21 protein-coding genes are annotated in these 25,955 nt (G+C 60.1%); 7 read left to right on the plus strand and 14 right to left on the minus strand.

The window, feature by feature from the left end; translation table 11 throughout:
• Positions 1–10: 10 nt before the first annotated feature.
• Positions 11–1,453 carry a sugar transferase gene (locus ACYQ14_RS17365; RefSeq protein WP_459889729.1) on the minus strand — a complete coding sequence of 481 codons (1,443 nt, stop codon included), beginning with the start codon at positions 1,451–1,453 and terminating at the stop codon, positions 11–13.
• A 984-nt stretch (positions 1,454–2,437) separates the two neighbouring features.
• Here ACYQ14_RS17365 and ACYQ14_RS17370 point away from each other — a divergent pair.
• The gene (locus ACYQ14_RS17370; RefSeq protein ID WP_459889731.1) at positions 2,438–3,346 is read left to right on the plus strand and encodes a hypothetical protein; all 909 of its coding nucleotides are present in this window, start codon (positions 2,438–2,440) and stop codon (positions 3,344–3,346) included.
• 386 nt (positions 3,347–3,732) lie between these two features.
• Positions 3,733–5,586: a receiver/sensor box histidine kinase gene (locus ACYQ14_RS17375; protein ID WP_459889733.1), complete on the plus strand. Its 1,854-nt coding sequence runs from the start codon at positions 3,733–3,735 to the stop codon at positions 5,584–5,586.
• 132 nt (positions 5,587–5,718) lie between these two features.
• Here ACYQ14_RS17375 and ACYQ14_RS17380 read toward each other — a convergent pair whose 3' ends face one another.
• From ACYQ14_RS17380 to ACYQ14_RS17390, 3 genes are all read right to left on the minus strand, one after another.
• Positions 5,719–6,624 carry a DUF4097 family beta strand repeat-containing protein gene (locus ACYQ14_RS17380; protein WP_459889735.1) on the minus strand — a complete coding sequence of 302 codons (906 nt, stop codon included), beginning with the start codon at positions 6,622–6,624 and terminating at the stop codon, positions 5,719–5,721.
• Between the two features lie 329 nt (positions 6,625–6,953).
• Entirely contained in the window at positions 6,954–7,361 is a 408-nt protein-coding gene (locus tag ACYQ14_RS17385; protein ID WP_459889737.1) for a response regulator, read from the minus strand.
• A 146-nt stretch (positions 7,362–7,507) separates the two neighbouring features.
• The gene (locus ACYQ14_RS17390; protein WP_459889739.1) at positions 7,508–9,241 is read right to left on the minus strand and encodes a PAS domain S-box protein; all 1,734 of its coding nucleotides are present in this window, start codon (positions 9,239–9,241) and stop codon (positions 7,508–7,510) included.
• A 385-nt stretch (positions 9,242–9,626) separates the two neighbouring features.
• Here ACYQ14_RS17390 and ACYQ14_RS17395 point away from each other — a divergent pair, with 385 nt between their 5' ends.
• Complete coding sequence (locus ACYQ14_RS17395; RefSeq protein ID WP_459889741.1) at positions 9,627–10,076, plus strand: universal stress protein; 450 nt, start codon at positions 9,627–9,629, stop codon at positions 10,074–10,076.
• Between the two features lie 138 nt (positions 10,077–10,214).
• Here the strand turns inward: ACYQ14_RS17395 and ACYQ14_RS17400 are convergent, their stop codons facing one another.
• The 3 genes from ACYQ14_RS17400 to ACYQ14_RS17410 all read right to left on the minus strand — a co-directional run bounded on the left by ACYQ14_RS17400 (position 10,215) and on the right by ACYQ14_RS17410 (position 12,559).
• Positions 10,215–10,727 (minus strand): hypothetical protein, encoded by a 513-nt coding sequence (locus tag ACYQ14_RS17400; protein ID WP_459890114.1) that lies wholly within the window; start codon positions 10,725–10,727, stop codon positions 10,215–10,217.
• A 431-nt stretch (positions 10,728–11,158) separates the two neighbouring features.
• Positions 11,159–11,659 carry a hypothetical protein gene (locus ACYQ14_RS17405; protein ID WP_459889743.1) on the minus strand — a complete coding sequence of 167 codons (501 nt, stop codon included), beginning with the start codon at positions 11,657–11,659 and terminating at the stop codon, positions 11,159–11,161.
• Positions 11,660–11,998: 339 nt separating this feature from the next.
• Positions 11,999–12,559, minus strand: coding sequence for a methyltransferase family protein (locus ACYQ14_RS17410; protein WP_459889744.1), 561 nt, complete (start codon positions 12,557–12,559; stop codon positions 11,999–12,001).
• Positions 12,560–13,119: 560 nt separating this feature from the next.
• Between ACYQ14_RS17410 and ACYQ14_RS17415 the strand changes: the two genes are divergently transcribed.
• Entirely contained in the window at positions 13,120–13,794 is a 675-nt protein-coding gene (locus ACYQ14_RS17415) for a helix-turn-helix domain-containing protein (protein ID WP_459889746.1), read from the plus strand.
• 796 nt (positions 13,795–14,590) lie between these two features.
• On the opposite strand, the gene ACYQ14_RS17420 is transcribed toward ACYQ14_RS17415, so the two are convergent.
• From ACYQ14_RS17420 to ACYQ14_RS17430, 3 genes are all read right to left on the minus strand, one after another.
• On the minus strand, positions 14,591–15,691 hold the full coding sequence (locus ACYQ14_RS17420) for a hypothetical protein (protein ID WP_459889748.1): 1,101 nt from the start codon (positions 15,689–15,691) through the stop codon (positions 14,591–14,593).
• A 160-nt stretch (positions 15,692–15,851) separates the two neighbouring features.
• Positions 15,852–16,655 carry a TrmB family transcriptional regulator gene (locus ACYQ14_RS17425; protein ID WP_459889750.1) on the minus strand — a complete coding sequence of 268 codons (804 nt, stop codon included), beginning with the start codon at positions 16,653–16,655 and terminating at the stop codon, positions 15,852–15,854.
• Positions 16,652–19,882, minus strand: a complete 3,231-nt coding sequence (locus tag ACYQ14_RS17430) for an efflux RND transporter permease subunit (RefSeq protein ID WP_459889752.1) — start codon at positions 19,880–19,882, stop codon at positions 16,652–16,654. Before ACYQ14_RS17430 ends, ACYQ14_RS17425 begins: the two co-directional genes overlap by 4 nt.
• Before the next feature lie 326 nt (positions 19,883–20,208).
• Here ACYQ14_RS17430 and ACYQ14_RS17435 point away from each other — a divergent pair, with 326 nt between their 5' ends.
• Positions 20,209–20,622, plus strand: a complete 414-nt coding sequence (locus tag ACYQ14_RS17435; protein ID WP_459889754.1) for a VOC family protein — start codon at positions 20,209–20,211, stop codon at positions 20,620–20,622.
• An 84-nt stretch (positions 20,623–20,706) separates the two neighbouring features.
• Here the strand turns inward: ACYQ14_RS17435 and ACYQ14_RS17440 are convergent, their stop codons facing one another.
• From ACYQ14_RS17440 to ACYQ14_RS17455, 4 genes are all read right to left on the minus strand, one after another.
• Positions 20,707–21,441 (minus strand): MBL fold metallo-hydrolase, encoded by a 735-nt coding sequence (locus tag ACYQ14_RS17440; RefSeq protein ID WP_459889756.1) that lies wholly within the window; start codon positions 21,439–21,441, stop codon positions 20,707–20,709.
• Positions 21,442–21,613: 172 nt separating this feature from the next.
• Complete coding sequence (locus ACYQ14_RS17445) at positions 21,614–21,820, minus strand: hypothetical protein (protein ID WP_459889758.1); 207 nt, start codon at positions 21,818–21,820, stop codon at positions 21,614–21,616.
• 115 nt (positions 21,821–21,935) lie between these two features.
• The gene (locus ACYQ14_RS17450; RefSeq protein ID WP_459889760.1) at positions 21,936–22,562 is read right to left on the minus strand and encodes a DUF7122 family protein; all 627 of its coding nucleotides are present in this window, start codon (positions 22,560–22,562) and stop codon (positions 21,936–21,938) included.
• Entirely contained in the window at positions 22,562–23,470 is a 909-nt protein-coding gene (locus ACYQ14_RS17455) for an RsmB/NOP family class I SAM-dependent RNA methyltransferase (protein ID WP_459889762.1), read from the minus strand. Before ACYQ14_RS17455 ends, ACYQ14_RS17450 begins: the two co-directional genes overlap by 1 nt.
• Positions 23,471–23,601: 131 nt before the next feature.
• Here ACYQ14_RS17455 and ACYQ14_RS17460 point away from each other — a divergent pair, with 131 nt between their 5' ends.
• Positions 23,602–24,342, plus strand: coding sequence for a proteasome assembly chaperone family protein (locus tag ACYQ14_RS17460; RefSeq protein ID WP_459889764.1), 741 nt, complete (start codon positions 23,602–23,604; stop codon positions 24,340–24,342).
• A gap of 221 nt (positions 24,343–24,563) precedes the next feature.
• Positions 24,564–25,934: a geranylgeranyl reductase family protein gene (locus ACYQ14_RS17465; protein WP_459889765.1), complete on the plus strand. Its 1,371-nt coding sequence runs from the start codon at positions 24,564–24,566 to the stop codon at positions 25,932–25,934.
• The last annotated feature ends 21 nt before the right edge of the window (positions 25,935–25,955 follow it).

Here is a 25,955-nt window from a genome sequence, read left to right on the forward strand (position 1 = left end):
CCGACAACTGCTACCGGATCGTCGCCCACGTGTCCCGACACACTTTCCAGATCTGTCGGAGCACAATCTTCAGGTCGAACCAGAACGACTGTCGGCGGATGTACTCGAGGTCGTAACGCAACTTCGCATCGGGCTTGGTGCTGTTCGCATCGTTCACTTGCGCCAGTCCGGTCAAACCGGGCTTGACGAACCAGCGCTTTCGCCAGGACGTCGTCTCACGCTCGATGACCTGCTCTTCGTCGGTCCAGGCCGCTCGCGGGCCGACGACGCTCATCCGGCCCAGCAGGATCGCCATCAGCTGCGGGAGTTCGTCCAGGTGGGTCTTCCGGAGCACGCGCCCGACTCGAGTGATACGGTCGTTTTCCTCGTCTTCGGACGGGTTGGCAGACTCGCCCTCCGGAACCATCGTTCGGAACTTCGAGACGGTAAACGTCTCGCCGAAGCCGGCGGTCCGCTCCTGACTGTACAGCGCCGGGCCCGGGCTGTCGAGCGTGATCGCCAGCGCGATCAGGATCATTAGCGGGGCGAACACGATCATGCCGACGAGCGCGAACACCACGTCGAACACCCGTTTGAACATGTAATCCAGCGGGTCCCAGGGCTCGAGGTCGACATCGACTAACTCCCCGATTTCGTCCTCCGAAACGAGCACGCTGTCGGCGTACTCGCGGTGGACCTTCGCGTCGACGCCGTGCTCGAAACAGGCGTCCAGCGATCCGAAGAACTCGGCCCGATCGGGCTGGTGGAACGCGAGCACGACGGTGTCGACGTCGTACTCGACGAGGATGTCTTCGATCCGCGAGAGGCCACCGAGTCGTTCCAGACTACTGTGTCTGCCGTACTCGAGGAGGACTTCCTCACCTGCCTGCACCCCGCCATCGGGGACGGCCTCGATGCCGGCTCCCTCCTCGACTCCCTGGGACGAACGGACGTTCGTGGGACAGAGATAGCCCAGCACGGGGCCGGCTACCTGGGGTGTGATCTGGTGGATCTGGTCCGGATCGTCGCCGACGATCAGCGTCCGGCCTGGATCGCCGCTGGGTCGGCGTCGCATCCAGACGAACCACAGCGGCATCGCGATCGACAGCAAGCCGACGACCATCACGAGGGTTGCTCGAGGGAGTCGGTGCGACCACTTGAAAAAGCCGAAGGTGGCGATGGCGAGTCCGCCGGTGACCACTCGTTTTTGGGTCAAAAGGATCGTATCGAGGACGCGACGCGGCCGGGGCTTGTAAAGCGGGATCAGACACCCGAGCATGACGACCGAACAGAGAAAGATGGCCCACAGAAAGAGCCTCCCGCCGAGCGTCTGGACCTCCAGTCGATTGAACAGGGGAACGTAGCTCGTGAAGAACTGTTGGGTGACTGAATGGTTTGCAATGAACACGGCGGCTACGGTCAGACCGACCACTCCGACAGCACTGACGACTCGATAGCGCCATCCAGTCAGCATGCGTTTCAGAGATCAGACGGATCGTATATAACACCTGTTGTATTCCCATCGGTCAAATTTGATGTTGTGTCATCATCTTTTCGGCCGACGGCTATCGCTCGAGAGAACTCGGACAATACAGTGAAAAACGGACACGTATTGTCGGCTCGGGATATCCGCGCAGTCGTGTTGTTTGGTCCCCATGAAACGGAGAACGCTCGTACGTCTCTCCGACGAGGTACTCGCCGGGGACGATCCGGAATGTCCTGACGAACGGCACGATTAGCTCGTGAACGCACGCGGCTACCCCGTTTTATCCCGACCAGCCGACGGGCCGGTGGTGAGTAACGCCGTGTCCCCGGCTGAAACAATCCGGGACAAACTGAGGGGAGAACCCGGAACCGAACCCGATAGCCCACATGATCCTGAACTGCCGGCCGATCAGCTCCGAGGCCGGCTCCAGAACGCGTTCTGGACCAGCGGGAACTCGAATGATCGCCGGGGGTGGCTTCCCCTGGCCTAGGTACTGTTAGGTGCGCTTTCATCCGTTGGTGAGCGCGAGTCGTCACAACGCGGAAGGCGGTGAGCAGATTCGGCGAACTGTGCGTTCGCACGGGCGACGATCGTCTCGAGCATTCGCCCCGTCGTACGTCAGAACGGAGATTTCCTTCGACGCGAGCGCCCCTGCTAGCGATTTTCCGTCTCGAGTCGAGGTATCCGTCGGCGGCGTGACGGTCTGGAACGAATTGGGACTCCAGCAACACACCTCCTGGACGGACCCATTCTCCGATCCGAATAACCACTACTGCTGAAAGACGAACACGTCATTTTATATATTCTTATTTCCCAATCCTACATGAGAGTCAACCGGAGGACGGAGATTGGGGGTAAGAAAGCATCGAGGCACGCACGAAACGATGAGCGAACTGCTCACGGCGATCTCCTTCATCACGGGAGAAGCATAGAGTGTACCGGAACCCACGGTTAAAACAGCAACATCAATACATGTCATCAAACACTTACGTAAGCAAAGTTAGACAGTATCTATCGCGACAAGGGTGGGAAACGACAACCACCCAGGTACAGGAGGGAGTCGTCCTGTTCAAGGGCACTCGAGCGGACTCGGAACCGAACACGTGTGCGGGGCTCGTCGTAACAGCGCCCGAACCGACCACCACCACGACCCATCTCGAGTATCTCGTCAAGACCTGCCGGGAAAATCAGATTAACAACGTGCTGTTGTCCCACACGGTCGGGATTTCCAACGATGCCAGACGGGCCGCAGACAACTACGACGTGGAGGTTATCGATTCTGATCAGCTCGGCGGGACTTCAGATGGTCTCGATCAGGGGTCGCTGTCGTCGGATACCCAGCCACCGACGCAACCGTCATCTGGTCCCCAGGGAGTCTCGGATATCCTCTCACAATCGAGCACAAAGACACGCCTCGTAAACGGAGTCGGAATCTTCGCCGTTGCCGGCATCGGGTTTGGCCTGACCAGTACGTTCAGTGCCCGACTGTTACTCGATGGTTCGGCGTTCGGTCAATTGCTAGGGGTTACACTTATTTTATTCGTGCTCGCGGTGATGCTTTTTTCTGGGCCGGTGTTCGGAGTGATCACCGGCTTACTCGCAGCGAGAGACATCTCGAAGACGCGAGAGTCGATGATTACGGCCGCTGCGACCGGCACGATCGGCTACGTTGTAATGACGGTCCTGGGTGCGGTGATCACGATTACGTTCCTGCCCAGTTCCGATAGCGGTGAGACGAGCGAGCCCGAACCGAACGGACAGGAAGCAGGCGGAAGCGAGCTCCAGTTGCTCGAGGTCGGTGAACTCGTGGTTCCACTCGTTGTGATGGCGATTCCCGTCGGGATTGTGGCCGCCGGAGTCGTCTACGTTCGACACCGGTAACTGCGGAACGCCTCGTTTCCGTAGTGCAACTGAAAATCGCACGTTCGCGATGAGCCGATTGGTAACAACAACACGTGCCCTCATCCGTCCGATGTATCCGATACGTATCGTTTCCCACCAGTACTATTTCATTTCATCTATGACACACATTGTAAAGACGGATCACAGTCGACCGGCACAAACTGGCGGAGAGATCGCGTCGATCCCGATGGAGCAATTCTTCCCGAGAACCTCTTTGAGAGGGTTTTTGCAAAATTAGCTCGGGTTCTGAGTGACCAGTAATCGAAGCGGATTCGGTGTGAGGTGAACGAATAACAATTTCGCGTCGATCGACAAAATATCCATAACCCAAAGCGTTATTCAGGAATACATATACTAGTACAATGATGACTCAGATCCGTGTGCTCTCCGTCGACGACGATCCGTCATTCGCGGATCTGACAGCGACGCACCTCGAGCGCGAGAGAGATCGCCTGGAGGTCAGCACCGAAACGACCGTCGAAGACGCGGTAGCTGTCCTCGAGGCGAACGCCTCCGACATCGATTGTATCGTAAGCGAGTACGAGCTGTCCGAACGAGACGGCCTCGAGTTCCTGCAGACGGTTCGACGGGAGTACGGAGATCTCCCGTTTATCCTCTTTACCGGGACCGGGAGCGAGAAGGTCGCCAGCGACGCGATCACCGCCGGCGTCACCGATTATCTCCCGAAGGGGAGCGTCGAACAGTTTTCGCAGTTGGCGACCCAGATCCACGACGGCGTCGAGAGACACCGCGCCAGACAGGCGGCCGAGCGCTCCGAGCGGCAACTGCAGGAACTCGCCGAGAAATCGAACGACATGCTGTGGATGTCTTCTAGCGACTGGCAGGAGCTGATTTTCGTCAGCGACGCCGTCGAAGATCTGTTCGGTCTTACGCCCGACCAGCTACGGAAGAACGCTCAACGGTTTCTCGAGACGATCCATTCGGCGGATCGAGAGCGGGTTCGGGATGCGATGGACCGACTATCCGCGGGCCACTCCGTCGATATCGAATGTCGTGTCTCCGAAATCGAGGACGAAACTCGCTGGGTCTGGATGGACATCAAACCGGTGTTCGACGACGACGGCACCGTCGAACGGACTGTCGGCTTCGTCCGGGATATCACCGAACACAGAGAGCGCGAGGAGGCGCTGCAGGCGCTCAACGATGTCGCGGTCGATCTCAACACCGCCGGAACGGAGACGGATATCTACGGCCGAACGATCGACGCGAGCGAGGACATCCTCAAGTTCGATCTGAGCGTGATCGACACCGAGGAAGACGGCCGACTCACCAAAGCGGCGATCTCCGAAAACGTCGCGCAGGCCGAGACGGCGTCGATGTCGATCGAAGAAGGGATCGCCGGCAAAACGTACCGCACCGGCGAATCGATGTTGATCGAGGACATCGCCGAAATCCCGGAAGCCAACCCGCAGGGGCCGTTTCAGTCGGGGATCAGCATCCCGGTCGACACCTACGGCGTCTTCCAGGCCGTCGCAGAGGTGCCCGGACTGTTCGACGAAACCGATCTCGAACTCGCCGAACTCTTGATCAGTCACACCATCAGCGCGTTAGATCGCCTCGAGCGCGAACAACAGCTCCAGTACCAGAACGATCGGCTCGAGAAGTTCACGCAGATCGTCTCGCACGATCTCAGAAACCCGTTGAACGTCCTCGACGGGTCGCTCGAACTCGCGAGCGAGGAGTGTGACTCACCGCATATCGAGACTGCGACGGAGATGGTCACCCGCATGGAGACGATTATCGAGGACACGCTCACGCTCACCGCCGAGGGGACGCTCGTCAACGAAACGTCAACGGTGAATCTCGAGTCGATTACGCGGGACTGTTGGCAGACCGTCTCGACCGCGCAAGCCACGCTCACAGTCGATGCCGACGCGGAGATCAGCGCCGCTCGAGGCCAGGTCTATCACATCTTCGAGAACGTCTTTCGAAACGCCGTCGAACACGGCGGCTCCGAGGTGACGGTCCGCGTCGGCGATACCGCGGATGGATTTTATATCGAGGATGACGGCCGGGGGATTCCAGACCGGAAGCGCGAACAGGTGCTCGAACTCGGCTATACGGACGGCGGCGGGTCCGGGTTCGGACTGGCCATCGTCGAGCAGATCGCCGAGGCTCACGGTTGGACGGTTCGAGTCACTGACGGAACGGACGGCGGTGCGCGGTTCGAGTTCGAGGGTGTCGAGAGCCAGCGATAAAGACGCCTCAAGCGTCGTCAGTACGGCATATGCCGGTGTAGTACCGCGAATCGGGAGCCAAAGAAACAACCCCTGCGAACGGCTTCTATGAAGCGACGATATCGAATTTCGGTGAGAGTGATCCGAACGCGTTCACGACTCGGGGGAGTCGCCCGTGATCGTGCTTGGGGGATTTTTGCTCACGTTAGTACTGGATCCGGCATCGATACTGGCGTCGCCGTCGATCGTACTGTTCCTAAGCGAGAGGTTCCCGTTGACACCGGCATCGATAGCGACATCGCCGTTGATCGTACTGTTGTTCATATTCAGTGTCCCATCTGATCCGGCATCGATTGTAACGTCGCCGTCGATCGTACTATTCCGTAGATCGATGATACCGTTAGTTGCGGGGACGACAAGGGTGACATCGCCATCGATTGCACTATTGCTCATATCCAGCGAACCGGACTGTGACCCCTCTATATACACGTCTCCCGAAACAGTCGTGTTCGGATTGATCGTCAGATGCGCGTTCATCGTCTCCACCACGACGTCACAGCTCGTGTCGCCGTAGAGCGTCGTCGGGCCGGTGTACTCGTCGACGCACGTCTCGTCGGCCGGTTCGCAGTGAACGTCGATATCCCGCTCTAACTCGACGGAGTTATCGGGCCCCTCGGCGACGATCTGTAACGAGACGAGATCCGCCACAGTGGACGCACACGATAGCTCACCGACGATTGGTGCTCGCTCACCGGACGCCAGTGTCGTCGGTTGATCGGAGCTGTCAAGGGTCAGTTGATCTCCGTCATCCGTCGTTATCTCGAAGGACGAGAGCGTCCCTGAGAACTCGTTCGTGAGCGTCGCGAGTTCGACCTCCTCGCCTGCTTCCCCCGAAATATTCTCGTTAGGTTCGATTTTGAGCAGGGCCTCGTCATCGCTCGAGATGCCGAGATTGAACTGGCGAGACGCCTGGGCGACATCGAATGCCCCGCTCGCGTGGACCGCTCCGAGTCCGACCCCGCTGGCAGTAAGCATCGTCAGGATAGACCGGCGGCTCATCACCCCTGTCTTCCCTCGGGACCGTCTCCGTTTTCTGGACATTTTCGATACGCTAGATGTTCGTAGATACAACAACGGAATCCCGCCGGATCAGTGTTTCTATCGGGCAGATACCGACTCGGTGTTCAACTAACAGGACAAACGGCTGAATCGAACGAGACGCGCCGGCTGACTCGAGTCGCCCTTCCTCGGGCCCATCGGCGGACGAAAACGGGCCACGCGTTGGCCATGACGGTGGGAAAATGGACATGTTCGCCCCTCGAGGGGAATGCGTCTCGAGGGACCGGCGATGGATACTCCGTTCTGCCTCCGAAAGCAGCAGTGACGCCTCAATTACCGACTGCTTCCGTGATACGTTGGGCTAGGACGGTGTACTGGTCGGCGTCGGTGCCTTTGCGTCGAAATTCGGTTGCGCCCGCACGAAGCGCAGCGGTTTCGAGGCTCTCGGCGGGCTTCCCGGTGAACAGAATAAAGGGAAGATCGGGCGAGCGTGCCCGAACGAATTCCAGAAATTCCAGCCCGTCGTGGCCCGGCATATCGTAATCGCTGATCACGCAATCGATCGGCTGGGCATCGAGAACGTCGAGTGCGTCTTCGACGGACGACTCCGTCGTCACTTCGATCAGGTCGCTCTCTCGCTCGAGGAAGATTGCGGCGAGGTCTACCAGTGCCTCGTCGTCGTCGACGTGTAACACCCGAATCGGATCGGACCGAGTAACTAATTCATTTCCTGACACGCTGTTCTCCTCTCTATCGAATATTTCCAATGGTGTCGTGATAACTCTACTGGCCCGAAAACCGCCGACTTCACGATCGGGAAACTGCATTATCAGGCGCTTCCGCCCGGTAGCGCGTCGAAGCAACCCGCAGCGAGCGCTCACGCCTAGTCGCTTTCGTCCACGGACTCGACGTTCGAGATCTCGAACAGCGCGCCACCGGCCGGCCCATCAGCGAGAGAGATCTCCCAATCGTGTGCCTGAACGACCTGCTCGACGATGCGCAACCCGAATCCGGTTCCGTCGGTAGCCGTCGAGTAGCCGGGCTCGAAGACGTCATCTCGGTGGGCCGAGGGAATACCGGGGCCGTCGTCCGCGACGAAAAAACCGGTCTCCGTCTGTCCGACGGTGACGGTAACGTCCCTTCCCCCGTGCTCGACCGCGTTGGCGAACAGATTTTCGAACAGCTGACGAAGGCGATCCTCGTCGGCGGACACGGTTCGATCGGTTTCGACGATAAGCGTACCAGCGGCCGTCTCGACGGCGCTCCAACATCGCTCGACGAGCGGAGCCAGTTCGACGGGTTCGGCACTGATCGCGCTCGAGCCCTGCCGGGCGAGTGTGAGGAGGTCGTCGGTCAGCGTTTCCATCCGATGAAGTGCGTAGTCGATGTCGTCGAGTTGTTCGCTCTCGACTTCGCTTCGAAGTACCGTCAACCGACCCTGTGCGATCTGTAGCGGGTTTCGAAGGTCGTGCGAGACAGCGCTTGCGAACCGATTCAGGCGTTCGTTCTGCCGAACGAGATCCTCCTCCCGTTGTTTTCGTTCGGTGATCTCGCGATCCATCGCGACGAACCGATCCTCTCCGTCGAGATCGAGTCGCATCAGGTGAATCTCGACCGGGAACGTCGAGCCGTCTTTCCGCTCCAGGACCCCTTCGAATCGCCGCGGCGAATTCGTGGGAAGATCGGTCCAGAACGCCCGTGCTTCGGACGGCTCTACGGTCGTATCGAGATCCCAAACGGCCTTTCCGACGAGTTCCTCCGGTTCGTATCCCAACTCGTCACAGAATCGCCGGTTGACGTCCCGTAATCTCCCCTCCGCATCGTGAATCCCGATTAGGTCCGGCGAGTTCTCGAACAACGCCTCGAGTCGGGCCTTACTCGAGCGGAGTTGCTCCTCGCGCTCCTTGTGAGCGGTAATATCGCGGATGGTCCCGACGATCCGCGAAACGTCGCCGTCGGAGTCGATGATGGGGGTCGCCTCCTCCCGCATCCAGCGCCGCGTCCCCTCCTCGAGAACGATTCGGTACTCGATGTCGTCGCGGTCGCCCCCGGAGAGCGTTTCCATAAACGATCGGACTCGGTCGCGATCCGCTGGCTGGATATGCTCGAGAAACGCCATCGGATCGTCGCTGATTTTTCGGATAGAACCGCCCCATTCGTCCTCGTACGCCGAGTTCATGAACAGAAGCTCGGTCCAGTCGGCCGAAAACATGTAGAGGACTTCGTCGGTCTTCTCGACGATCCGGGCGAATTTCTCCTTGGTTGCTCTCGCGGATTGCCTCGTCTGATATTGCTCGACTGCGTTCTGGATCCTGTTGGTGAGAACGACGTACTGACCGCTTCCGCCCCCCTTCTGTAGGTAGTCCGTGACGCCCGCGGAGATCGCCTCGCTTGCGATTTCCTCGCTTCCCTTTCCGGTGTACAGAATAAACGGCAGCTCCGGATGGTCGGCTCGAACCCGCTCGAGAAACTCGATCCCGTTGCACTCCGGCATATCGTAATCGGATACGACGCAATCGATATCCCTCTCGGCGAGGACCTCGAGTCCATCCACAGGGCTGGTCGTGGTCCGAACCGCCAACTGCGGATCGTTCCGCTCTAAAAACGTCGCGACCATGTCGCAAAACGGCTGGTCATCGTCGACATGTAATACGGATATCGTATCAGAATAAAGAGTCATAAATGAATACAGTTAGTGCACAGTTATCGGTTCCACCCGTAAAATTTGTCCTTCTGGAAAGGTAATTGTCACTTTTGCGAGAAACCGATCCGATACGGTTCCGGCTCCCGTCGGAGTCCCGTTTGGGTCCCTCGAGACGGACGTCCGATCCGCCTGACCGTCGAGCGGAGAATCTGCCTTGTGTATCGTCTCCAATTATGCGGATCCGAGAGTTCGGATGGCGCGCGTGCCGGACGAGCGAACGGCCTCGAGTGCGAAAGAACTACGCTAGTAGCAAAAACTATACGAACGCCATCCGAAAGGCAAAATTAGAACACAAACGATGAGTAACACAATAGTTATTCCCACGGACGGGAGCGAATACGCTGAATCCGCGGCCGAAGTTGGATTCGGTATCGCCACAACGATGAACGCGACCGTCCACGCGCTGTCCGTCGGAGACGTGAACTTGACACAGATCTCCTCGATCGGCGGGGGACCGCCAAAAACGAAAGATGACGTCACGGATATCGCAGCCGAGTGGGCGACCGAACTTGCAGAACTGGCTCGAGCGGAGGGCCTCGAGGCGAAGGAGGTCGTCCGAACGGGAACGCCGGCCAAGGAGATCGCCGACTACGCCGAGGAGGTCGACGCCGATATGATCGTCATCGGAACCGCCGGGCGAAGCGGCATCGAGCGGATGGTCGTCGGGAGCGTCACCAACAAAGTCGTTCGAACGGCTCCGGTTCCGGTCGTTACCGTCCGACCCGATGGGACCGTCGATGCGGCCTAGGGCTTCGATATTCGGGTCGCGACTCTCTGACAGCTCCGGAGAAGGTCGGGCTTTACGGGCACGACGAAACTCCGCACTCGCCGTCCGAAGGCGGGTTTTCGAGGACGGCGAGCAGACGCGTCGAGGGCGAAAAGGAAGTTACGCACCCTCGTCGGGTTCCGGTTCGGCGACGGCGGCCTCGAGGAGCGTCTGTCGGTCCGGAAAGTACGCCGGTGCGTCGCGATCGGCCTCGAACTGGACGAGACGCTCGAGTGCCGCCTGGCCGTCATCGGCGTCTCGTTGTAGCTCCGTGGCGAGTTCAGTGTAGGCCGATGCGAGTTCCTGAAACGCCTTCATCCGTACCTGCTTGGCTTCGACGATCGTCTGTTTTTCCTCGAGATCTGCTTCGAGCTCTTCGATAGCCGCGATATCCAGATCGGGGTCCTGACCGCCGGGAGCCGCCGCCGAGGACGGCGATTCGGGTTCGGTCACGGCGTCCGATCGGCCCTCGAGGCGAGTCCGGATCTCCGCCATTTCGTCGTCGATTTCGTCCAGTAACTCGTCGGCTTCTGCTCCCATCGTTTCGACGGCTCCGGAGAGAAGCCCCGCCTGCGTGCGGCAGTATTCGACGAGTTCGTCGACCGTCACCGTCTCCGCGTCGTCCTCGCCCATGCCCGACCGTTCGAACTCCGAGTGCAAGTCAGTTGGGACCGCCACGGTGATCGAGTGGCCCTTCATTTCAGACCGAACCGTCGATCGATCCCTTCGAGTTTCGTTACTCACTCGCCTTGAGTCCCGTTACTCACTCCCTTACGTTTCGTTACTCGATTTCCCCGTCCCTGAATCGGTCCGCGACGTCGAGAAGAAGCACGGTTCGCCGCGGCCGGCTATCAACGGCTGGGTTCGTCACCCGGAGACTGATCTACCGATACTGCTTCGTGGGGTCCGTTGAATTGACATCCTCCACGCGGTGAACGACGTGGAATCAACCGCAATACGGCCGAAGTCGACGTTTCGCTTGGAGACAAGGGAGACGACGATCAACAGATACGAGCAGTGGTCCGCGAGAACGGGATTCGTCCCTCAGAAACTATCGGACGTTCTCACCCGGCTAACCGAGTCAACACTCGAAAGAGAACGCCGTAGACCACCCCAAGTATTCCGCCGAAGATCACTAAGCCGACGAGGCTCGGTTGATGGACGTACGGGAGCGGTCGCTCGAGGCCGACAGCGAACCCCCACAGCGGCATCAGCGTCGCGACGAAAACACCCCAGAGCATCAGCCCGTACACTACCCCGGCCAGAGCGGTCACGGTCGGGAAGCCGGCGTACCGCTCGAGTACCCCCACCCCGGGTAGGTCGGTCGCGCTCAGCAGTGTTATCACGCCGAGAAAAAAGACCCCGGCGAAGATGCTATGAGCGGTGTGAATCAGCCACCCGATGTGAACTCCGTCCTGTCCGTAAAGAGCCGCGACGGACTCCATTCGTCCCGTTTCGTGTAACAACAGCCCGAAAGCGGCTCCTGCGATGAGTGCGCCCACCATGGCGCTGGTGAACGCTTCGTTCTCCGCATCTCGAATACCCACCGCTTGTTCGACGGCCATTCCTGCTGGAACCGACGGGGCATCGTTCGATTGTTATGGGGAGAATACTGCGGCGTACCTGTTTGCGAGCGTTCCGTCCCGCCCCTGCTCGAATCCGCAATGTGAGTTGCGTTCGCGACGGATTGTGATAGCCAGAGACACTTGTACAGCGGTGTCCGCGATGGCACTCGAACTCGAGGGGGCGTGCTCCGCGTAACGCCGTCGAAAGAGCCACCGAAGTCGGTCGCGTTCGGTGCGTCCAAACCGAAAACCGAAAACCGATCGATAAACCGAGTCTCGGCGCGAGGAATCGAGGAAGAGAGCGATTCGCTCGAGGGATTGACGATCCACCACGTGTACTCACTCGCCTTCGAACTCCGTCTCGGACGACGGCGAATCGAGAGGGGGATCTCGACCCGCGATGGGGGTTGCTCCGAGCCGACCCGGCCCGGGGAACCATCGAGGAACCCGCTCGCAGTACTCCTCGTAGGCCTCGCCGTGTTTGTCCGCGAGGTGTGGCTCTTCGTACTCGAGAACGCGCCGATGAAACCCGAGCCAGCAGACGACGCCCCACCAGAGGACGTGGAGCGATTTGTACCGGACGGCCTGGCCGCCGATAGCCAGCACGACGCCGAGGTACATCGGATTTCGCGAGTACGCGTAGACACCGCCTGTGACGAGTTCCGGAGGTTCGTCGCTCGGCGACGGCGTTCCCGAGCCCTCGGTTACAAATCGCCCCGCCGTGTGCAGGTACAGAACGATTCCGGAGACGAGCAACGCGTAGCCGACCGTTCGCACGCTTCGGCGCTCGAGGGTCGGTGATCGGCGATCGTACCGAGCCAGCACTCGGGGGACGAGCCCCGCGACCGTTCCGGGAACGAGGACCGAAAAGACCGCCGTTTTCAGGAGCGGTGATACCATACGACCACCTCGACGCACACAACGAAAATAGTAGGGCTCGATTCGGAGGGCATACCCGTGTGTGCCAGCCAGCTATCGGCGATGGATAACATAGTGTGCCAGCCAGCTACCCTCGACGGATAAGACAGTGTGCCAACCGGCTCCCGCCAGCGGCTGTCGTGAGAGTGTTGGCCCAACCGCCGGTGCCAACGACATTACTGTGCCGGCCCGCCACTACTACCATACGATCTCATTTCACAAGACCCGGGGGCCAAACGGTGAACAAACGTGCGCAGTTGTCGGGGTGTAGTAACCGGTTCCTAACACAGACAATTATATTAATCCACATGTTGACTTAAATGACCGGAGTACCCAAGCCCGTTCATCAACCGGCTTGGCGCTGTTCGTTCGCATCAGTTCGATCCCAACAGAACGGGACACCGTCGATGGTCACATCTCTCGTTCGTCCCGACGGCAGGATCGACTGGACTACCCATGATACAATTCGAGTCCCACCCAGATCGCGTCAGTAGTATGAATACCCACTCGGACTCGAAAGTCACGTCCGGGGGTGGAGACAGATGACGACGATCGCAGAGATCACGATCACAGCGGCTGACTTCGCGCTCGCCGAGACGTGTCAGTCGAATCCGGATCTCGAGCTTCGAGTCGAGAGCGTGGTCGGAGAAGGGCAACAAACGATGCCACTCGTGTGGTTCTCGAACACCGAACGCGACGAGTTAGAGACCGCACTGACGAACGATCCGACGGTAGGCGGTTTCCAACAACTGCTAACCAGTTCCGACGGCGCGGAATGGCTCTACCGCCTCGAGTACGATTCGGCGGTCGCAGATCGGTGTAACTGCGTCTTCGAGCACGACGGGGCGATACTCGACGCGCAGGTTTCCGACGGTCAGTGGACGCTCAGACTGCTCTTTCCGCGGCGAGAGAGCCTTTCGAGTGCGATGGAGGCCATCGAACGCCACGACGTCGTCGTCGACGTTCGACGCATGGTCGAGGCGGGTCGAAACGCTGACCTCGAGGCGACCGCCGCACTAACGGAACCACAGCGTGAAGCGATCGCCGAGGCCTACCAGCAGGGATACTACGACGTCCCGCGAGAGATTTCTCTGGAGGAACTCGCTCGAGAATTGAACATCTCTCACCAGGCGCTCTCCGAACGACTTCGCCGAGCGAACCGCGTGCTCGCCGGGGAGCAACTGAACCAACCTCGAGGCGAGATTATCCGGAACTGAGAGCAGTCCCTCGCCGATAGACCCCCGGTCGATAGCTGAATGACGCGATTGGCTTTCCTGTCGATTCAACGATGACTTCTCGAGTGGTGGGACATGTCTCGTATTCGATGCCCCAAGAAAGGAATCCATACACCAGAGAGACAGTTTAACGGCCGGTATTGACTGATCTGTACCCTTTCGGCTTCGCGAACGAACGTGTCAGTTCTCACGCTAGTCTAGCTGTAGTGACGGATCGGCCAGCATACAGGAACTGTAGTGAAACACCCACGAAGGTTCTCCGCTCCCTGACGCGATAGCAGCCGGTGTATATATAGGTGCGAGTTCGTGGTGGTGACGGTGTGGACACCCCGTGATCGCCCGAAGATCACACTGTCCACGTCGATAGCGAGAGCTGTCTGCAAGCGTCGGGGCCGGTCGAACGGCCCTGATCGTTTCGCCCTGTGAGCGCCGGTCACCCTCTCCGGAGGGTGTTCGATCCGGCTGTTTCCCGGAAACAGTCCGCACCGAACTGATGGCCAACGACAGCATCGGGAGAGCGATCTTTCGTCGAGCGGGTATAACTGGCTGAAAGGGAGTTTATCTAGTCAACGAGCATTGCTGTCCTCTGAACGGATTCGACGGCGAACGGGTGGAATCTGACGGCGAACGGGCGGAATCCGACGGCGATAACGGGGAGTCGGAAGGACGTCCGATAGCGACATCGGACGGGTTTTCGATCCGTTCAGCATGTTCTAGAAGCAATCCTCGGTCGTGATTCTCCTTTTCTAGCGTTGAAATTCGCCGATGGACGGACCGATCAGAAGTACGCCTGCGTCTGGACGGTACCCGTCACGGTTACCGTTCGGCCGTCTTCCTCGACCGAGTAGTCCTCGAGGGTCGCAAATTCGTCGGTGATATCTCGGTTCCGGCGGACGTATTCTTCGACGTCGTCTGCCACCGCATACCGCTCCAAATCGAACAGGAAGACGGTAGAAACGTCCGTCGTCTGCCCGTCGATCGACTCGGCGCTCGTTCCGCCCAGCAGTCCCGTACGCCAGTCGTTTTCCTCTTCTTCGTCCTCCGTTTCCTCTTGTTCGTTCTCCGTTTCCTCGGAATCGTCATCGAATTCGAGCAAGAACCCGGAATTGACGTGTCCCTGGTCGAACTGCGACAACAGTTCGTTGGCATCGTCGTCGTCAGTGAGCCGGTCGGAGCCCTCGACGTTTGCGTCGATGACGATTTCGAGCGTCTCGAGGAGGTCGATATCCCTCTGATCGGACGTGACCTGGACGATCGTTTCGCCGGAGACACCGTACACCGCGTCGAAAGCTTCATAGAAGTCAAACCCTTCGTACTGGCCCTCATCCGTGAGATTGTCGTCGGCCCAGCTTTCGAGGTTCTCTTCGATCTCCTCGGGATCGAACGAGCCGCCGATAACGTCCACGCTGATGCTAGAGCTTTGCGATTCAGTTGCTTCGGACTGACTGCCGAACGATGTCTGTGTGTGAGTAAACTCCCAGTCCCACGTCATGGACTGGGTCAGCTGCCAGTCAATTTCGGACGCTGGCGCGCTCACTCGAGACCGAAGTCGGGAAACAGACCCTCCCTCGAGCGGTCCGTAATCGTCGAGTTCGTCCGCATTATCGAAGATCGCTTCGGGAACCGCACTCTCGAAGCTCATCTCGGAGCGGTTTCCATCCGAAAACTCGAAGTCTTCGACCCGATCTTCGTACTGGCTCGTATCCAGTATCTCCTCGAGCGTCGGATCGACGAGCCAGTTGCCGATCGGTACACTATCGTACTCGTCACTGAGAAACGGAACGCTTCCAGTACAGCCGGCCAATCCGGCGATACCCACCGCTGCAATGCCTGTGCTACTGTGCCGGATGAGATCCCGGCGTGATAGGTCTTCCCCCATACTCACCACGGTGACAATCAACTTGAATAACAATTCCGATTCAAGTAAAACTCAGGATTATTGACGATGAAATAGGTTTTACTATTTATATGCGGATACTATCGCGCGGCAACTCCTCGGCCACGTCGCACTGTTACTGGGCATACCACCCTGTCGATACTCAGGCCGCTCGCTCGAGCGTCTCTTCGTTCGCTTCGATCAACTGGATCAGGACCGAGGCGAACAGTGATTCGACGCTCCAGATTGCGGTTTCGCTGCCGTCGTCGTCGACGACGCTCAGGAGGATACTGTTGTCGTCGACGACCGCGATTCGACCGGAGCGTTCGTCCTCCGCTCGCGGCTCCAATGGCTCGTAGACGCGAACGTTCTCGCGGGCCTCGAGCCGGTCACGAACAGGTTCCGAACTGCTGAACGCGGTTACCGATACGCCGCTGGTCGCACGCTCTTCGAGGACCTGTTCGATCGACGAATCGAGCAGGCTCGGGAGGCGAGCGGCGAAGACGATTCGCTCCTCGGCGTTCGCCAGCAGATCGGCGACCCGATCGTTGATCCGACGGCTTCCCCGAACGGTCCAGATCTCCTCGGTGGTTTCCTCCGCGGGGGTATCTTCCTGTACCCGTTCGACGTACTCGAGCGCGCGCTCCTGTTCGTTTTCGAACCGTTCGCGAAGCGTCTCCCGAGCTTCCTCGACGCTGACCGGACGATACCGAATCGGACTTGCGTGATGGACCTCGAGAAGTCCCCGTTGCTCGAGGTTTTCTGCGACGCTGTACACCTGCGATCGGGGAACGTCGGTAATCTCGGCGATGTCCCGGGCCGTTCCCGAACCGAGGCGGTGGAGTGCGATGAAGACCTTGGCCTCGTAACCGGTGAGTCCGAGGCGTTCGAACGCGTCGACGGCGGCACCCTGGTCGTTGGAACCGGTCTCATCACCGCCGTGCGCTTCGTCGCTTCCGGTCGTCATTCGTTCTTACCCCCGCCGGCATTCGCGTCCGACTCCTCGGACTCGACCCGGCCCCCGTCGCTCGCGGCCGGGGTCGACGTTGGACTCCGAGAGGGATCGAAGGAGACGTCTGGGCCGAAATACCGCGTCCAGAGCACGAGCAAGGTGGGCAAGACGACGACGCTCGCGAGGAACGCGTACGTGATCGTCAGTGCGGTGATGATGCCGAACTGTCTGAGCACGGGCAGGATGGCAAACGCCAGCGTTCCGAAGCCACCGACCGTCGTCGCCGCGCTGCCAAGCAGTGCGCCGCCGGTTCCGGTCACGGTCGTTCGCATCGCGTGCCAGACGTTCCTCTGGCGCTCGAGCTCGAGTGTGTACCGCGCGCTGATGTGGATGCTGTAGGCGACGCCAAGCCCGATCGTCAGGCTCGTGATCATTCCGGTCAGGACGTTAAAGGGCATCCCGATGAGGTACATCGTTCCGAGGATCCAGCTCACGGCGAACGCCACCGGCAGGAGCGTCACCGCGCCGAGGGTCGCGCTGTTACCCGTGAGCCGGTAGGCCGCCGAGAGGAAGACGAAGACGGAGACGAGCGTGATCATCAGACTCTGCAGGACCGTATCCAGGAGGTCCTGCTCGACGACGTAGTTGACGACCGGGTCGCCGGTCGCGATGGCGCTCCAGCGCTCGTCCGGATCGGTGACGAACTGGTCGCCGCCGCCACCGCTGTCGCCGATCCCCGCCGCGATCTCGCGCATCTCATCGGTCGTATCCTCGAAAGCGGCGTCGCCGTCGGTGGCCACGACGAGCCGGACCGACTCGTACTCACCGTCGGCGTTGCGATGGATGACTTCGTTCGCCGCGTCTTCGTCCACCTCGAACAGCTCGTCGTACAGCGCGGAGACGTTCTCGTCGGGAACGTTGTCACCCGTCGTATCCGCCGCGGTGAACGACTCGTTGAACGACTCGTTCTGGGCGGCGACATCTTCCATCACCGAAAGCGGGCTCTGAACGTCGGCCTCGCCGTTGGGAAGCGTGTACGCGATGTCGCTCTCCGAAGCGTCCTCTTCGGCCGCGTGGATACGCTCTAGCGTCTCGTCGTGGGCGACATCACCCTGGGTTAGTATCTGAGCCTGTGAATCCTCCCGCTGGAAGTTCTCGTTGACGTACTCGAGGTCGTCGGTCGCCTGATACTCGCCGGGGCTCATCGGCCCGGGCAGGTTCTCCGTCCACCCTGGCGGACTCTCGGCGAGGAAGTCCTCCTCGTCGAAACTCGTGTCGACCTGACTCGCGCCGTAGACGCCGCCCGCGGTGAGCAACAGGACCGCCACGAGGAGGATTACCGGCGCTTTTCTGGCCGCGGTCGAACCGACCGTGAGAACGTCGCTGAACCGCCCCTCACCCGTCCCGAACGCTCGTTTCCGGCGATCGTAGCCGCGGGACTCGAGGAACGTGTCGATCTCGATTTTCGCCGCCGGAATGAGGCCGCCGAAGACAATCAACGCGGCGACGATACCGACCGAACTCACGATGCCGAACTCCTGGATAGGACCGATCGGACTCACGAGATTCGCGAGGAAGCCGATCGCGGTCGTCGCGGTGACCCAGACGAGCGCGACGCCGACGCCCGCGAGGGCGACGGTCATCGAGCCCCGAACCGTGTCCGTGGCCTCGTCAGCCTCCCGTTGCTCCCCGGTCGCTTCGCTCCCCGTTCGTTCATCCGAGGTGCGTTGCACCTCGCGTTGCTCCCGATGGCGCATAAAGACGTGAATCGCGTAGTCGATAGAGAGCCCGATGAGCAAGACGGGGACGGCGACGAACATCTGGTTGAACGAAATCCCGACCCAGCCCATGAAGCCGAACGTCCAGACCAGGACGGCTCCGATTCCCGCGACGCCGAGAACGATGTCGATCGGATCTCGGTAGGCGACCAGCAGGGCACCGACGACGAACAACAGTGCGAGCGGTCCGACGATCGCCAGACTGTCCTCCATCGAGCCGTCGATCTCGTCGGTGAGAATGCCGCCGCCGAAGACGATGTACTCGCCGGCCATTTCGTCGTCGTACTCGCCCGCGAGTTCCCGAATGTCGAGTTGGCTGTCGACTATTTCGTCGTCGACAGCACCCATCTCCGCGTCGACGCCACCGTCGGCCGACTGCGTGATCGACGTCATCCGAGCGTCGGCGTCCGTCGAGCCCGGATCGTAGGACGACGCCATGAGTCCGAGTGCGTCGTTGTTGCCTTCGTCGTCGTCGAGCGTCTGTTCGACGATATCCTCGAACGCCTCGTCGTCGAGCTCCTCGAGCGCCTCGATCTGTTCGTCGAGCGACGGCTGGTCGTCTTCTTCGCCGCCTTCACCACCCGCTTCGAGCTCCTCCTGGTCTTCCTCGAGCTGTTCGGAGTCCTCCTCGAGTTGGGCGTACTCGTCTTCGAGAACCCCCATCGTCGCGGCGGTGTAGACGCCCTCCATCTGCTCCGTGAGTTCCTCGTAGGCGTCCTGCTCCGTGGCTTCCTCGCCGTACTCGGCCTCAAGCTGTACGAGCTGAGCCTCGATATCTCGAGCGTCGTCAGCCGCCTGTTCGAACTGGGCGGTCTGTTCGTCGTCGAGACCAACTGTGGCCTCCTCTATCGCCTCGTCGAAATCACCCTCCAGTGCTTCGGCCTGTTGTTCGTACTCGGGGTCGTCGGGATCGGTCGTCGCGTTCAGCTCCTCGTAGTCCCGCTGGGTATCTCGCACGTCGTCGATCCCTTGCTCGAGTTGCTCGCTCGTCGCGTCGAGTTCCGCGCTTCGGTTCTCGATCTCCTCGCCCCGCTCCTCGAGTTCGGTGACCTGTTGGTCGGTGATCGCGGCGAACGCGACCATGTTTTCGACGCCGAATATCGGATCGTCCTCGACAAGGGTCTCGTTGATCGACTCGTTCTCACGGAGTTGTTCCTGGAACTCGAGCGATTCGATCAGCGACTCCTGCGTGAGGACGCTCTCGCCGGCCCGATCGCCGTCGTGCTCGTTTGTATAGATTAGCTGGAGACTCGTCGTGTTCTCGGCCTCCTCGATGGTGAAGTTGTCGTCGATGTACTCCTGGGCCTGTCCTTCGGGCGAGTCGCTCTCGAACTGGTCGAGCGAGGAATCGTCGTCGACCATCGTCGCTCCCGCGCCCACGAGCGCGGTCAAGACCAAGAGGACAACGAGGACGATTTTGGTGTGTGTCGTTACGATATCGGCGAGACGTTCGGGAACGCTCATCGAGACGGACCTCCGGAGACGGGTGGGAAATCGGCGGAAACCATTCTGTTGTTACGATCCTACAAAACGCTCGCTCAAGTACTTATTGGGAATCTAACACTATTGTGAATGTCACAACTGTTGATAATACGGAAGAAAACGCGCCAACAGTGACGTATACAGCAATCGCGATTATATTTGGAGAAACTATCACCAAAGTATGACATACCAACCAACCGAGTCAACGCGCCGGTCGGGTTCGAAACTACGTCTTCAGGTGAGGCCGTTCGTCAGGAATAGCGCTCGCGCTGGGTAACAAAAATATCGGCGGCGAACACAGTACGTCCATGGGTCACGATCACGCAGATCCCGAGTACGCCGGACGACTCCATCACGTCGAACTCTCCGCGTCGAATCTCGAGCGGGCGGTCGAGTTCTGGGAGTGGTGGCTGGGCGAACTCGGTTACGAACCGAAAAGCGAGTGGGACGGAGGCCGTTCCTGGACCAATGGGTCGTTGTATATCGTCCTCGTGCAAGCCGAGGACACCGACCACCCGTTCGATCGCCGGGCTCCCGGGTTGGACCACCTCGCCTTTCACGCCCGTTCACGCCGACAGGTCGACGAGTTCACGGCGGGTGTTCGAAACCGGTCGGATGCAACCGTTCTCTTCGAAGATCAACACCCCTACGCCGGCGGCTACTACGCGCTCTATTGTGAGGGGCCGGACGGGATGAAGATCGAACTCGTCGGGTCCGAGTGAGCCCGCCGAGTTCCGAAGGACTTCCGACCGAATGTGACAATCCCCGGGACCTCGAGGATCCTCTCCGTCGAGGAGCCGCCAAAATCACGTAATCGTGACCGTCTGAAGGTCCTCGGCGAATCGAACGTCACCGTCGTACTCGGCCGAAATGGACTCGAGCATCTCCTCGTGACGACCCTCGGTGTGGGGATAGAGGTGGGTCAGATAGACGCGTCCGATATCCGAGCCGGCGAGTTCCGCGCCGAGTTTCTCGGGCGTCGGGTGGTTCGACACGTCGACGTCGTCGGGGAACGAACAGTCGTGGAGCAAAATGGCGCATTCCTCGGCGAAGTTCACCAGTCCGGCGAAGGCCTCGCTGTCGCCGCTGAACGTGAACCGATCGTCGAATCGATAGGCGAGACAGGGCAGTGAATGTCGGGTTTCGTAAGCCGAAACGTCGAACCCGGCGACGTCGAAATCCCCGGCGACGACCTCCCTGACCTGCAACTCGAGTTTGTCCTGCATGTACTCGTGAACCTCGAGAAGCCCGTCGATCATCGCCTTCGTCCCCTGCGGGCCGACGATCTCGAAGGTCTCCTCGCCCGCGAGCCAGCGGGCTTTCATCAGCGGTAGCAAGTCGGCCACGTGATCCAGATGGTGGTGAGTGAGCAGGACACTCGAGATTTCTTCGTAGCCGATCCCCGATTGTTGGAGCCGGTGGAGGACGCCCGATCCGCAGTCGATCAGGAGCGTGTGTTCGTCCTCCTGTACGACGATCCCCGTCTGGAACCGTTCGCCGGTGGGCATCGCGCTTCCGGTCCCGAGGAAGGTGATTCGCATGGTCGGTTCGACACCGCCCTGCCCGATAAACGTGGCTCTCTGCTGCCTTGAGCGAGGCGGGCCGCTCGGCTCGTCCCGGTAAACGGTGACGGACTCGCGCAACGATACCTCTCGAGTAGGATTACCTCTCCAGTAACAGAGGCCCTATTACCCCGCCAATTCGGCCGCTCGTTCAGTGCGTGTCGATGTGATGGACCGCTTCGGGAGACAGCAGGCGATCCGTCGGGAGCTTGACCCATCCGTTCGCGAGGATCCGGACACGGCCTTCGTGAAGAACTGTTTCGCCGTCGATATCGCCGTAGACGACGGCGTCCTCATATTCTTGCTCGAGAAACTCGGCGAGATCGAAGTCGACGGCAGGCTCGGTTGAGAGGACCATAAGATACCATCGAATTGAACGGTCAAAAATGTGACTGAGGCGGGTAAAACTTTGACCGAGAGTGGACTGAGACTTCGACCGGACTCCCGTTCGAGTTCCATTCCCAGAGAGACCCTTAGCGCGCGTCAGAGACGGATCGCTGACGACCTTTCGGCACGACCGACTGCAGTTCGCCGTGGACGTAGAGTCCGACACCGAGGGGCTCGAGCTTCCCTCCTTCGACGGCATCGCCGTCTCGCCCCGGTCGCCCCTCCGACTCGACCCCGATCTCGTGCGCCGCGATCAGGTACCCCCAGTCGCCGTCCCACTCGAGTTCCTGATCCTGGCCGTCGGTGAACGCTCGAGCCTCCTCTCGGGAAAGTTCGATGACGCAGTCGGTCGCGTGCGGACCGAACCGCTGGACCGCGTCGGTCGTCGGCTTCCAGTGTTCCTGACGCGTTCGCAGACAGGTCATCCCGATCGCTTCGATCTCGATCGGCGAGGGAGCTTCGCCCGCGTAGACCCAGATCTTGCCCGCGCCCTTCTCCCAGAACGTATAGTCGTCGAAGGTCTCCGGCGGAATCCCGAAGCGGTCGTGGAAGTACTCGACGACTTCCTCCCGGCTCGCCCGCCCTTCGACCCGACGCTCGTCCGCGGTCGCCGGCAATCGATCGAATCGATAACCGACGTTCTCCTCGAGTTCGCCGCTCTCGGGCGTTTCGCTCGCACGCTCATCGTCGCCCTCCGAACGCTCTCCAGCCATCACGCGGTCACCTCCAGTTTCGCGACGAAAAAGCCACCAGTATCGTTCTGGTGGGGGTAGATCCGCGCCGCCTTCTCGAGTGACGAATCGAACTCCTCGTCGTCCCAGCTCTCGAGGCCGGACGAGTGCTCGAGGTCGAGATCGAAGTCGACGACCTCGCAGGACTCGGTCTCGAGGGCGTGCTGGACGACGGCCTCGTTCTCCTCGGGGGCGAACGTACACGTCGAGTAGACGACGGTGCCACCCTCTCGAGTGGTCTGGATGGCCCGTCGAAGGATCCCCTTCTGAATGCCCGCAACGGAGTGAAGGTGGTCCTCGGACCAGTCCTCGAGTGCGTCCGGGTTCTTTCGAATGGTTCCCTCGCACGAACACGGGGCGTCGACGAGCGCCCGATCGAAGGAATCGAAGTCGAACGGCTTCATCGAGAAGTTTCTGGCGTCTTGATTAGTCACCGCCAGGCTCGTCGCGCCGAGTCGTTCCGCGTTGAATCGGAGCGCCGAGAGTCGTCCGAGATTGTTGTCGTTCGCGACGACCGTTCCCTGGTCGTCCATCAGCGCCGCGATCTGGGTCGTCTTCCCGCCCGGCGCGCCGCAGGCGTCCCAGACGCGCTCACCGGGTTGGGGGTCCAACACGCCCGCCGGCACCGCCGAGACTTCCTCTTGTCCGTAGGTGAACCCGTGAAACGACGTCCACGTCGATCCCGGCGAATCGGTCTCGAGGGTTAATACGCGCGGGTTCCAGTCGGCCTGTTCGTACGCGACGCCCGTCTCCTCGAGCACCGCGATCGTTCGGTCGACCGACGCCTTGATCGTGTTCACGCGGACGGCCGTCCCGAGCGGCCGCCGGCACGCCTCGAGAAACGCCTCGAAATCGTCGATAATCGGTCGATACCGCTCGAATGGCTCCATTGCACCCTCTTTCGTTCGCACCTCGTTTGTGGGTTTCGAACCGCCGGCGAGAGCCCGATTCGACCGCCATCCGATCCGTTCGGTTGCGATTTGCCTATTGATTTATAGTGATCCCGCCGGTCTCAACACGTATGTCACGTGTTCGCTTACAGGGGGCACAAGCCGACCTCGAAAACGCCACGCTCGTCGAGGGATTTCCCGGCATCGGGCTGGTTGGAAAGATCGCAACCGACCACCTCATCGAGGAACTGGACATGCGCTACTACGCCAGCGTTCACTGCGAAGGGTTGCCCCGGGTCGGCGTCTATCGCGAGGGCGATCGAACCGTCCAGCCGCCGGTTCGCCTCCACGTGAGCGAAGAACACAACGTGCTCGCACTGCAGAGCGACACGCCAATCAGCGCGAGCGCCGTCGACACCGTCGCCGACTGTGTCACGAGCTGGATCGTCGATCAGGATGCACGACCGATCTACCTGAGCGGCCGTCCCACGGAACGAGAGGGAACGCCGACGATCAGCGGTATCGGGACCGGAAACGCCGGGGACGAACTCGATGAAATCGGAATCGATCCCCCCTCGGAAAACGGGGTTGTCAGCGGTCCAACTGGTGCGCTGATCAATCGAGCGGCCCAACTGGACTACGACAGTCTCGGTCTAATCGTCGAATGCAATCCGAACTTTCCCGACCCCGAAGCGGCCAGTGCCCTCCTCGAGAAGGCGATCGCCCCAATCGCGGATCTCTCGATCGACGTCGAGGCGCTTCTCGAGCGAGACGAGGAGTTCCGAGAACACCGCGAACAGTTCGCCCAGCGAATGCAAGAGATCGGGCAGGACGAAAGTACGCAGGCGAGGCCGCTTCGGATGTATCAGTAGGTGCGGGCCGGTACGAACGTATCACTCTGGTCGGTATATCGTGGATGAAATATATTCGGGTTCAGAGTTGAACCGACTCGTTTCGGTCGGCGCTGCCATCCGGTTTTGACGGCGTTTCCGAAAAACGGACTTTCACACTGGCGTTCCGTTCCTGTCGGTTGTTTTGCGTCAGAAAGGTACCACGTGTTTTTTAGTGCAGGGTTCGTTCAGGAAGGATAGAGATGACTACCGAATCCCACGATGTCGTGGTCGTCGGCGGCGGAACCGCCGGTTGTTTCGCTTCGGCGACCGCAGCACGGGAGGGGCTCGACGTCGTCCTCCTCGAGCGGAAAACGGAGGAGGAGGGTGGGAAGATCGCCTGCGGTGACGGTCTGAAAGGCAAGAGTTCACTCCCGGACGTTATCGACCGAGATCGACTCAAATCAGAGTCGTTCACCAATCAACATATCGAACGGGCGATTTTCGAAAACCCCCAATCCGGTGAAGAAGTCGACATCCCCTTCAACGAAACCGGAGCCGTCATCGATCGGTGGAAGTACGGCCAGATCCTGCTCGACGAGGCGGATCGGGCCGGCGTGGATCTGCACTACAACACCGTCGTCAAAGACGTTATTCAGCCGAACAGACGGGTCGAAGGTGTAACCGCCGTTCGGAACGGCAACCCGATCGAGTACGAAGCTGACATCGTCATCGACGGTGCCGGTGCGCTCTCGCTGTTGCAGGACAAGACTGACTTCTCTACTTCGACGTTCGACACGCGCGTCGACTACTCGCAATTTTGTTCGGCCTACCGCGAAGTCGTCGAGGTCCCCGAGCCGGTGGAGTGGGACGACGCGCTCGTATTCAAGCCGACCGAAGAGCTCGGCTATCTGTGGTACTTCCCGCGTTCGTCGACCGAGATCAACGCCGGACTTGGCTTCCAGATGAACAAGCCCTCGATGCCCCTCGTCGACGTCCTCAAGGACGACCTCGCGAACCATCCCGAGTTTCAGGGCGCCGAGGTCAAGAACAAGCTCGGTGCGGCGCTTCCGACGCGGAGACCGTACGACTCCGCGGTACACCCTGGATACGTCGCTGTCGGCGACTCAGCCGGACACGTCAACCCCTGTACCGGCGGCGGCATTCCGGGAGCGGCGAAGGCCGGCCACTGGGCGGCCAAAATCGCGACCGAAGCGATCAGCGACGGCGACGTCAGCGAGGCCGCGTTGTGGGAGTACAATCGCCGCGTGCAGACCGACTTCGGGAAGCGCTTCGCCGCGATGGATCTGTACAACATCTTCGGTGGGGCACACGACATCGACGATCTCATCGGCGTTATTACAGCACTGCCCGGCCAGCAACTCGTCGACGCGCTGGGGAAGAAAGGGACCGCAGACATGACCCTCGGTCTGAAGCTCAAAACGATCGTGAAGACCTTTGGCCACTGGGACGTCCTTTACAAGCTCTATAAACTCCAACAGGAAGCGAACTCCCTCAAAGACGTCTACGATAGCTATCCGAACGATCCCGAATACTTCGACGCCTGGCGGCAGGAACGAGACGCCGTAATGGATGATGTTTACGAATTGACTGGTGCGGAGTCGAAGTACTGAACGCCCGTCACTCACCCCCGT

Source organism: Halostagnicola bangensis, assembly GCF_054653435.1.

Excerpts from the sequence above, each read along its gene's own strand:
- ACYQ14_RS17365 (WP_459889729.1), bottom strand. The coding sequence starts at position 1,453 with ATGCTGACTGGATGGCGCTATCGAGTCGTCAGTGCTGTCGGAGTGGTC.
- ACYQ14_RS17370 (WP_459889731.1), top strand. The coding sequence starts at position 2,438 with ATGTCATCAAACACTTACGTAAGCAAAGTTAGACAGTATCTATCGCGA.
- ACYQ14_RS17375 (WP_459889733.1), top strand. The coding sequence starts at position 3,733 with ATGACTCAGATCCGTGTGCTCTCCGTCGACGACGATCCGTCATTCGCG.
- ACYQ14_RS17380 (WP_459889735.1), bottom strand. The coding sequence starts at position 6,624 with ATGAGCCGCCGGTCTATCCTGACGATGCTTACTGCCAGCGGGGTCGGA.
- ACYQ14_RS17390 (WP_459889739.1), bottom strand. The coding sequence starts at position 9,241 with ATGGTCGCGACGTTTTTAGAGCGGAACGATCCGCAGTTGGCGGTTCGG.
- ACYQ14_RS17395 (WP_459889741.1), top strand. The coding sequence starts at position 9,627 with ATGAGTAACACAATAGTTATTCCCACGGACGGGAGCGAATACGCTGAA.
- ACYQ14_RS17400 (WP_459890114.1), bottom strand. The coding sequence starts at position 10,727 with ATGGGCGAGGACGACGCGGAGACGGTGACGGTCGACGAACTCGTCGAA.
- ACYQ14_RS17405 (WP_459889743.1), bottom strand. The coding sequence starts at position 11,659 with ATGGCCGTCGAACAAGCGGTGGGTATTCGAGATGCGGAGAACGAAGCG.
- ACYQ14_RS17410 (WP_459889744.1), bottom strand. The coding sequence starts at position 12,559 with ATGGTATCACCGCTCCTGAAAACGGCGGTCTTTTCGGTCCTCGTTCCC.
- ACYQ14_RS17415 (WP_459889746.1), top strand. The coding sequence starts at position 13,120 with ATGACGACGATCGCAGAGATCACGATCACAGCGGCTGACTTCGCGCTC.
- ACYQ14_RS17420 (WP_459889748.1), bottom strand. The coding sequence starts at position 15,691 with ATGGGGGAAGACCTATCACGCCGGGATCTCATCCGGCACAGTAGCACA.
- ACYQ14_RS17425 (WP_459889750.1), bottom strand. The coding sequence starts at position 16,655 with ATGACGACCGGAAGCGACGAAGCGCACGGCGGTGATGAGACCGGTTCC.
- ACYQ14_RS17430 (WP_459889752.1), bottom strand. The coding sequence starts at position 19,882 with ATGAGCGTTCCCGAACGTCTCGCCGATATCGTAACGACACACACCAAA.
- ACYQ14_RS17435 (WP_459889754.1), top strand. The coding sequence starts at position 20,209 with ATGGGTCACGATCACGCAGATCCCGAGTACGCCGGACGACTCCATCAC.
- ACYQ14_RS17440 (WP_459889756.1), bottom strand. The coding sequence starts at position 21,441 with ATGCGAATCACCTTCCTCGGGACCGGAAGCGCGATGCCCACCGGCGAA.
- ACYQ14_RS17445 (WP_459889758.1), bottom strand. The coding sequence starts at position 21,820 with ATGGTCCTCTCAACCGAGCCTGCCGTCGACTTCGATCTCGCCGAGTTT.
- ACYQ14_RS17450 (WP_459889760.1), bottom strand. The coding sequence starts at position 22,562 with ATGGCTGGAGAGCGTTCGGAGGGCGACGATGAGCGTGCGAGCGAAACG.
- ACYQ14_RS17455 (WP_459889762.1), bottom strand. The coding sequence starts at position 23,470 with ATGGAGCCATTCGAGCGGTATCGACCGATTATCGACGATTTCGAGGCG.
- ACYQ14_RS17460 (WP_459889764.1), top strand. The coding sequence starts at position 23,602 with ATGTCACGTGTTCGCTTACAGGGGGCACAAGCCGACCTCGAAAACGCC.
- ACYQ14_RS17465 (WP_459889765.1), top strand. The coding sequence starts at position 24,564 with ATGACTACCGAATCCCACGATGTCGTGGTCGTCGGCGGCGGAACCGCC.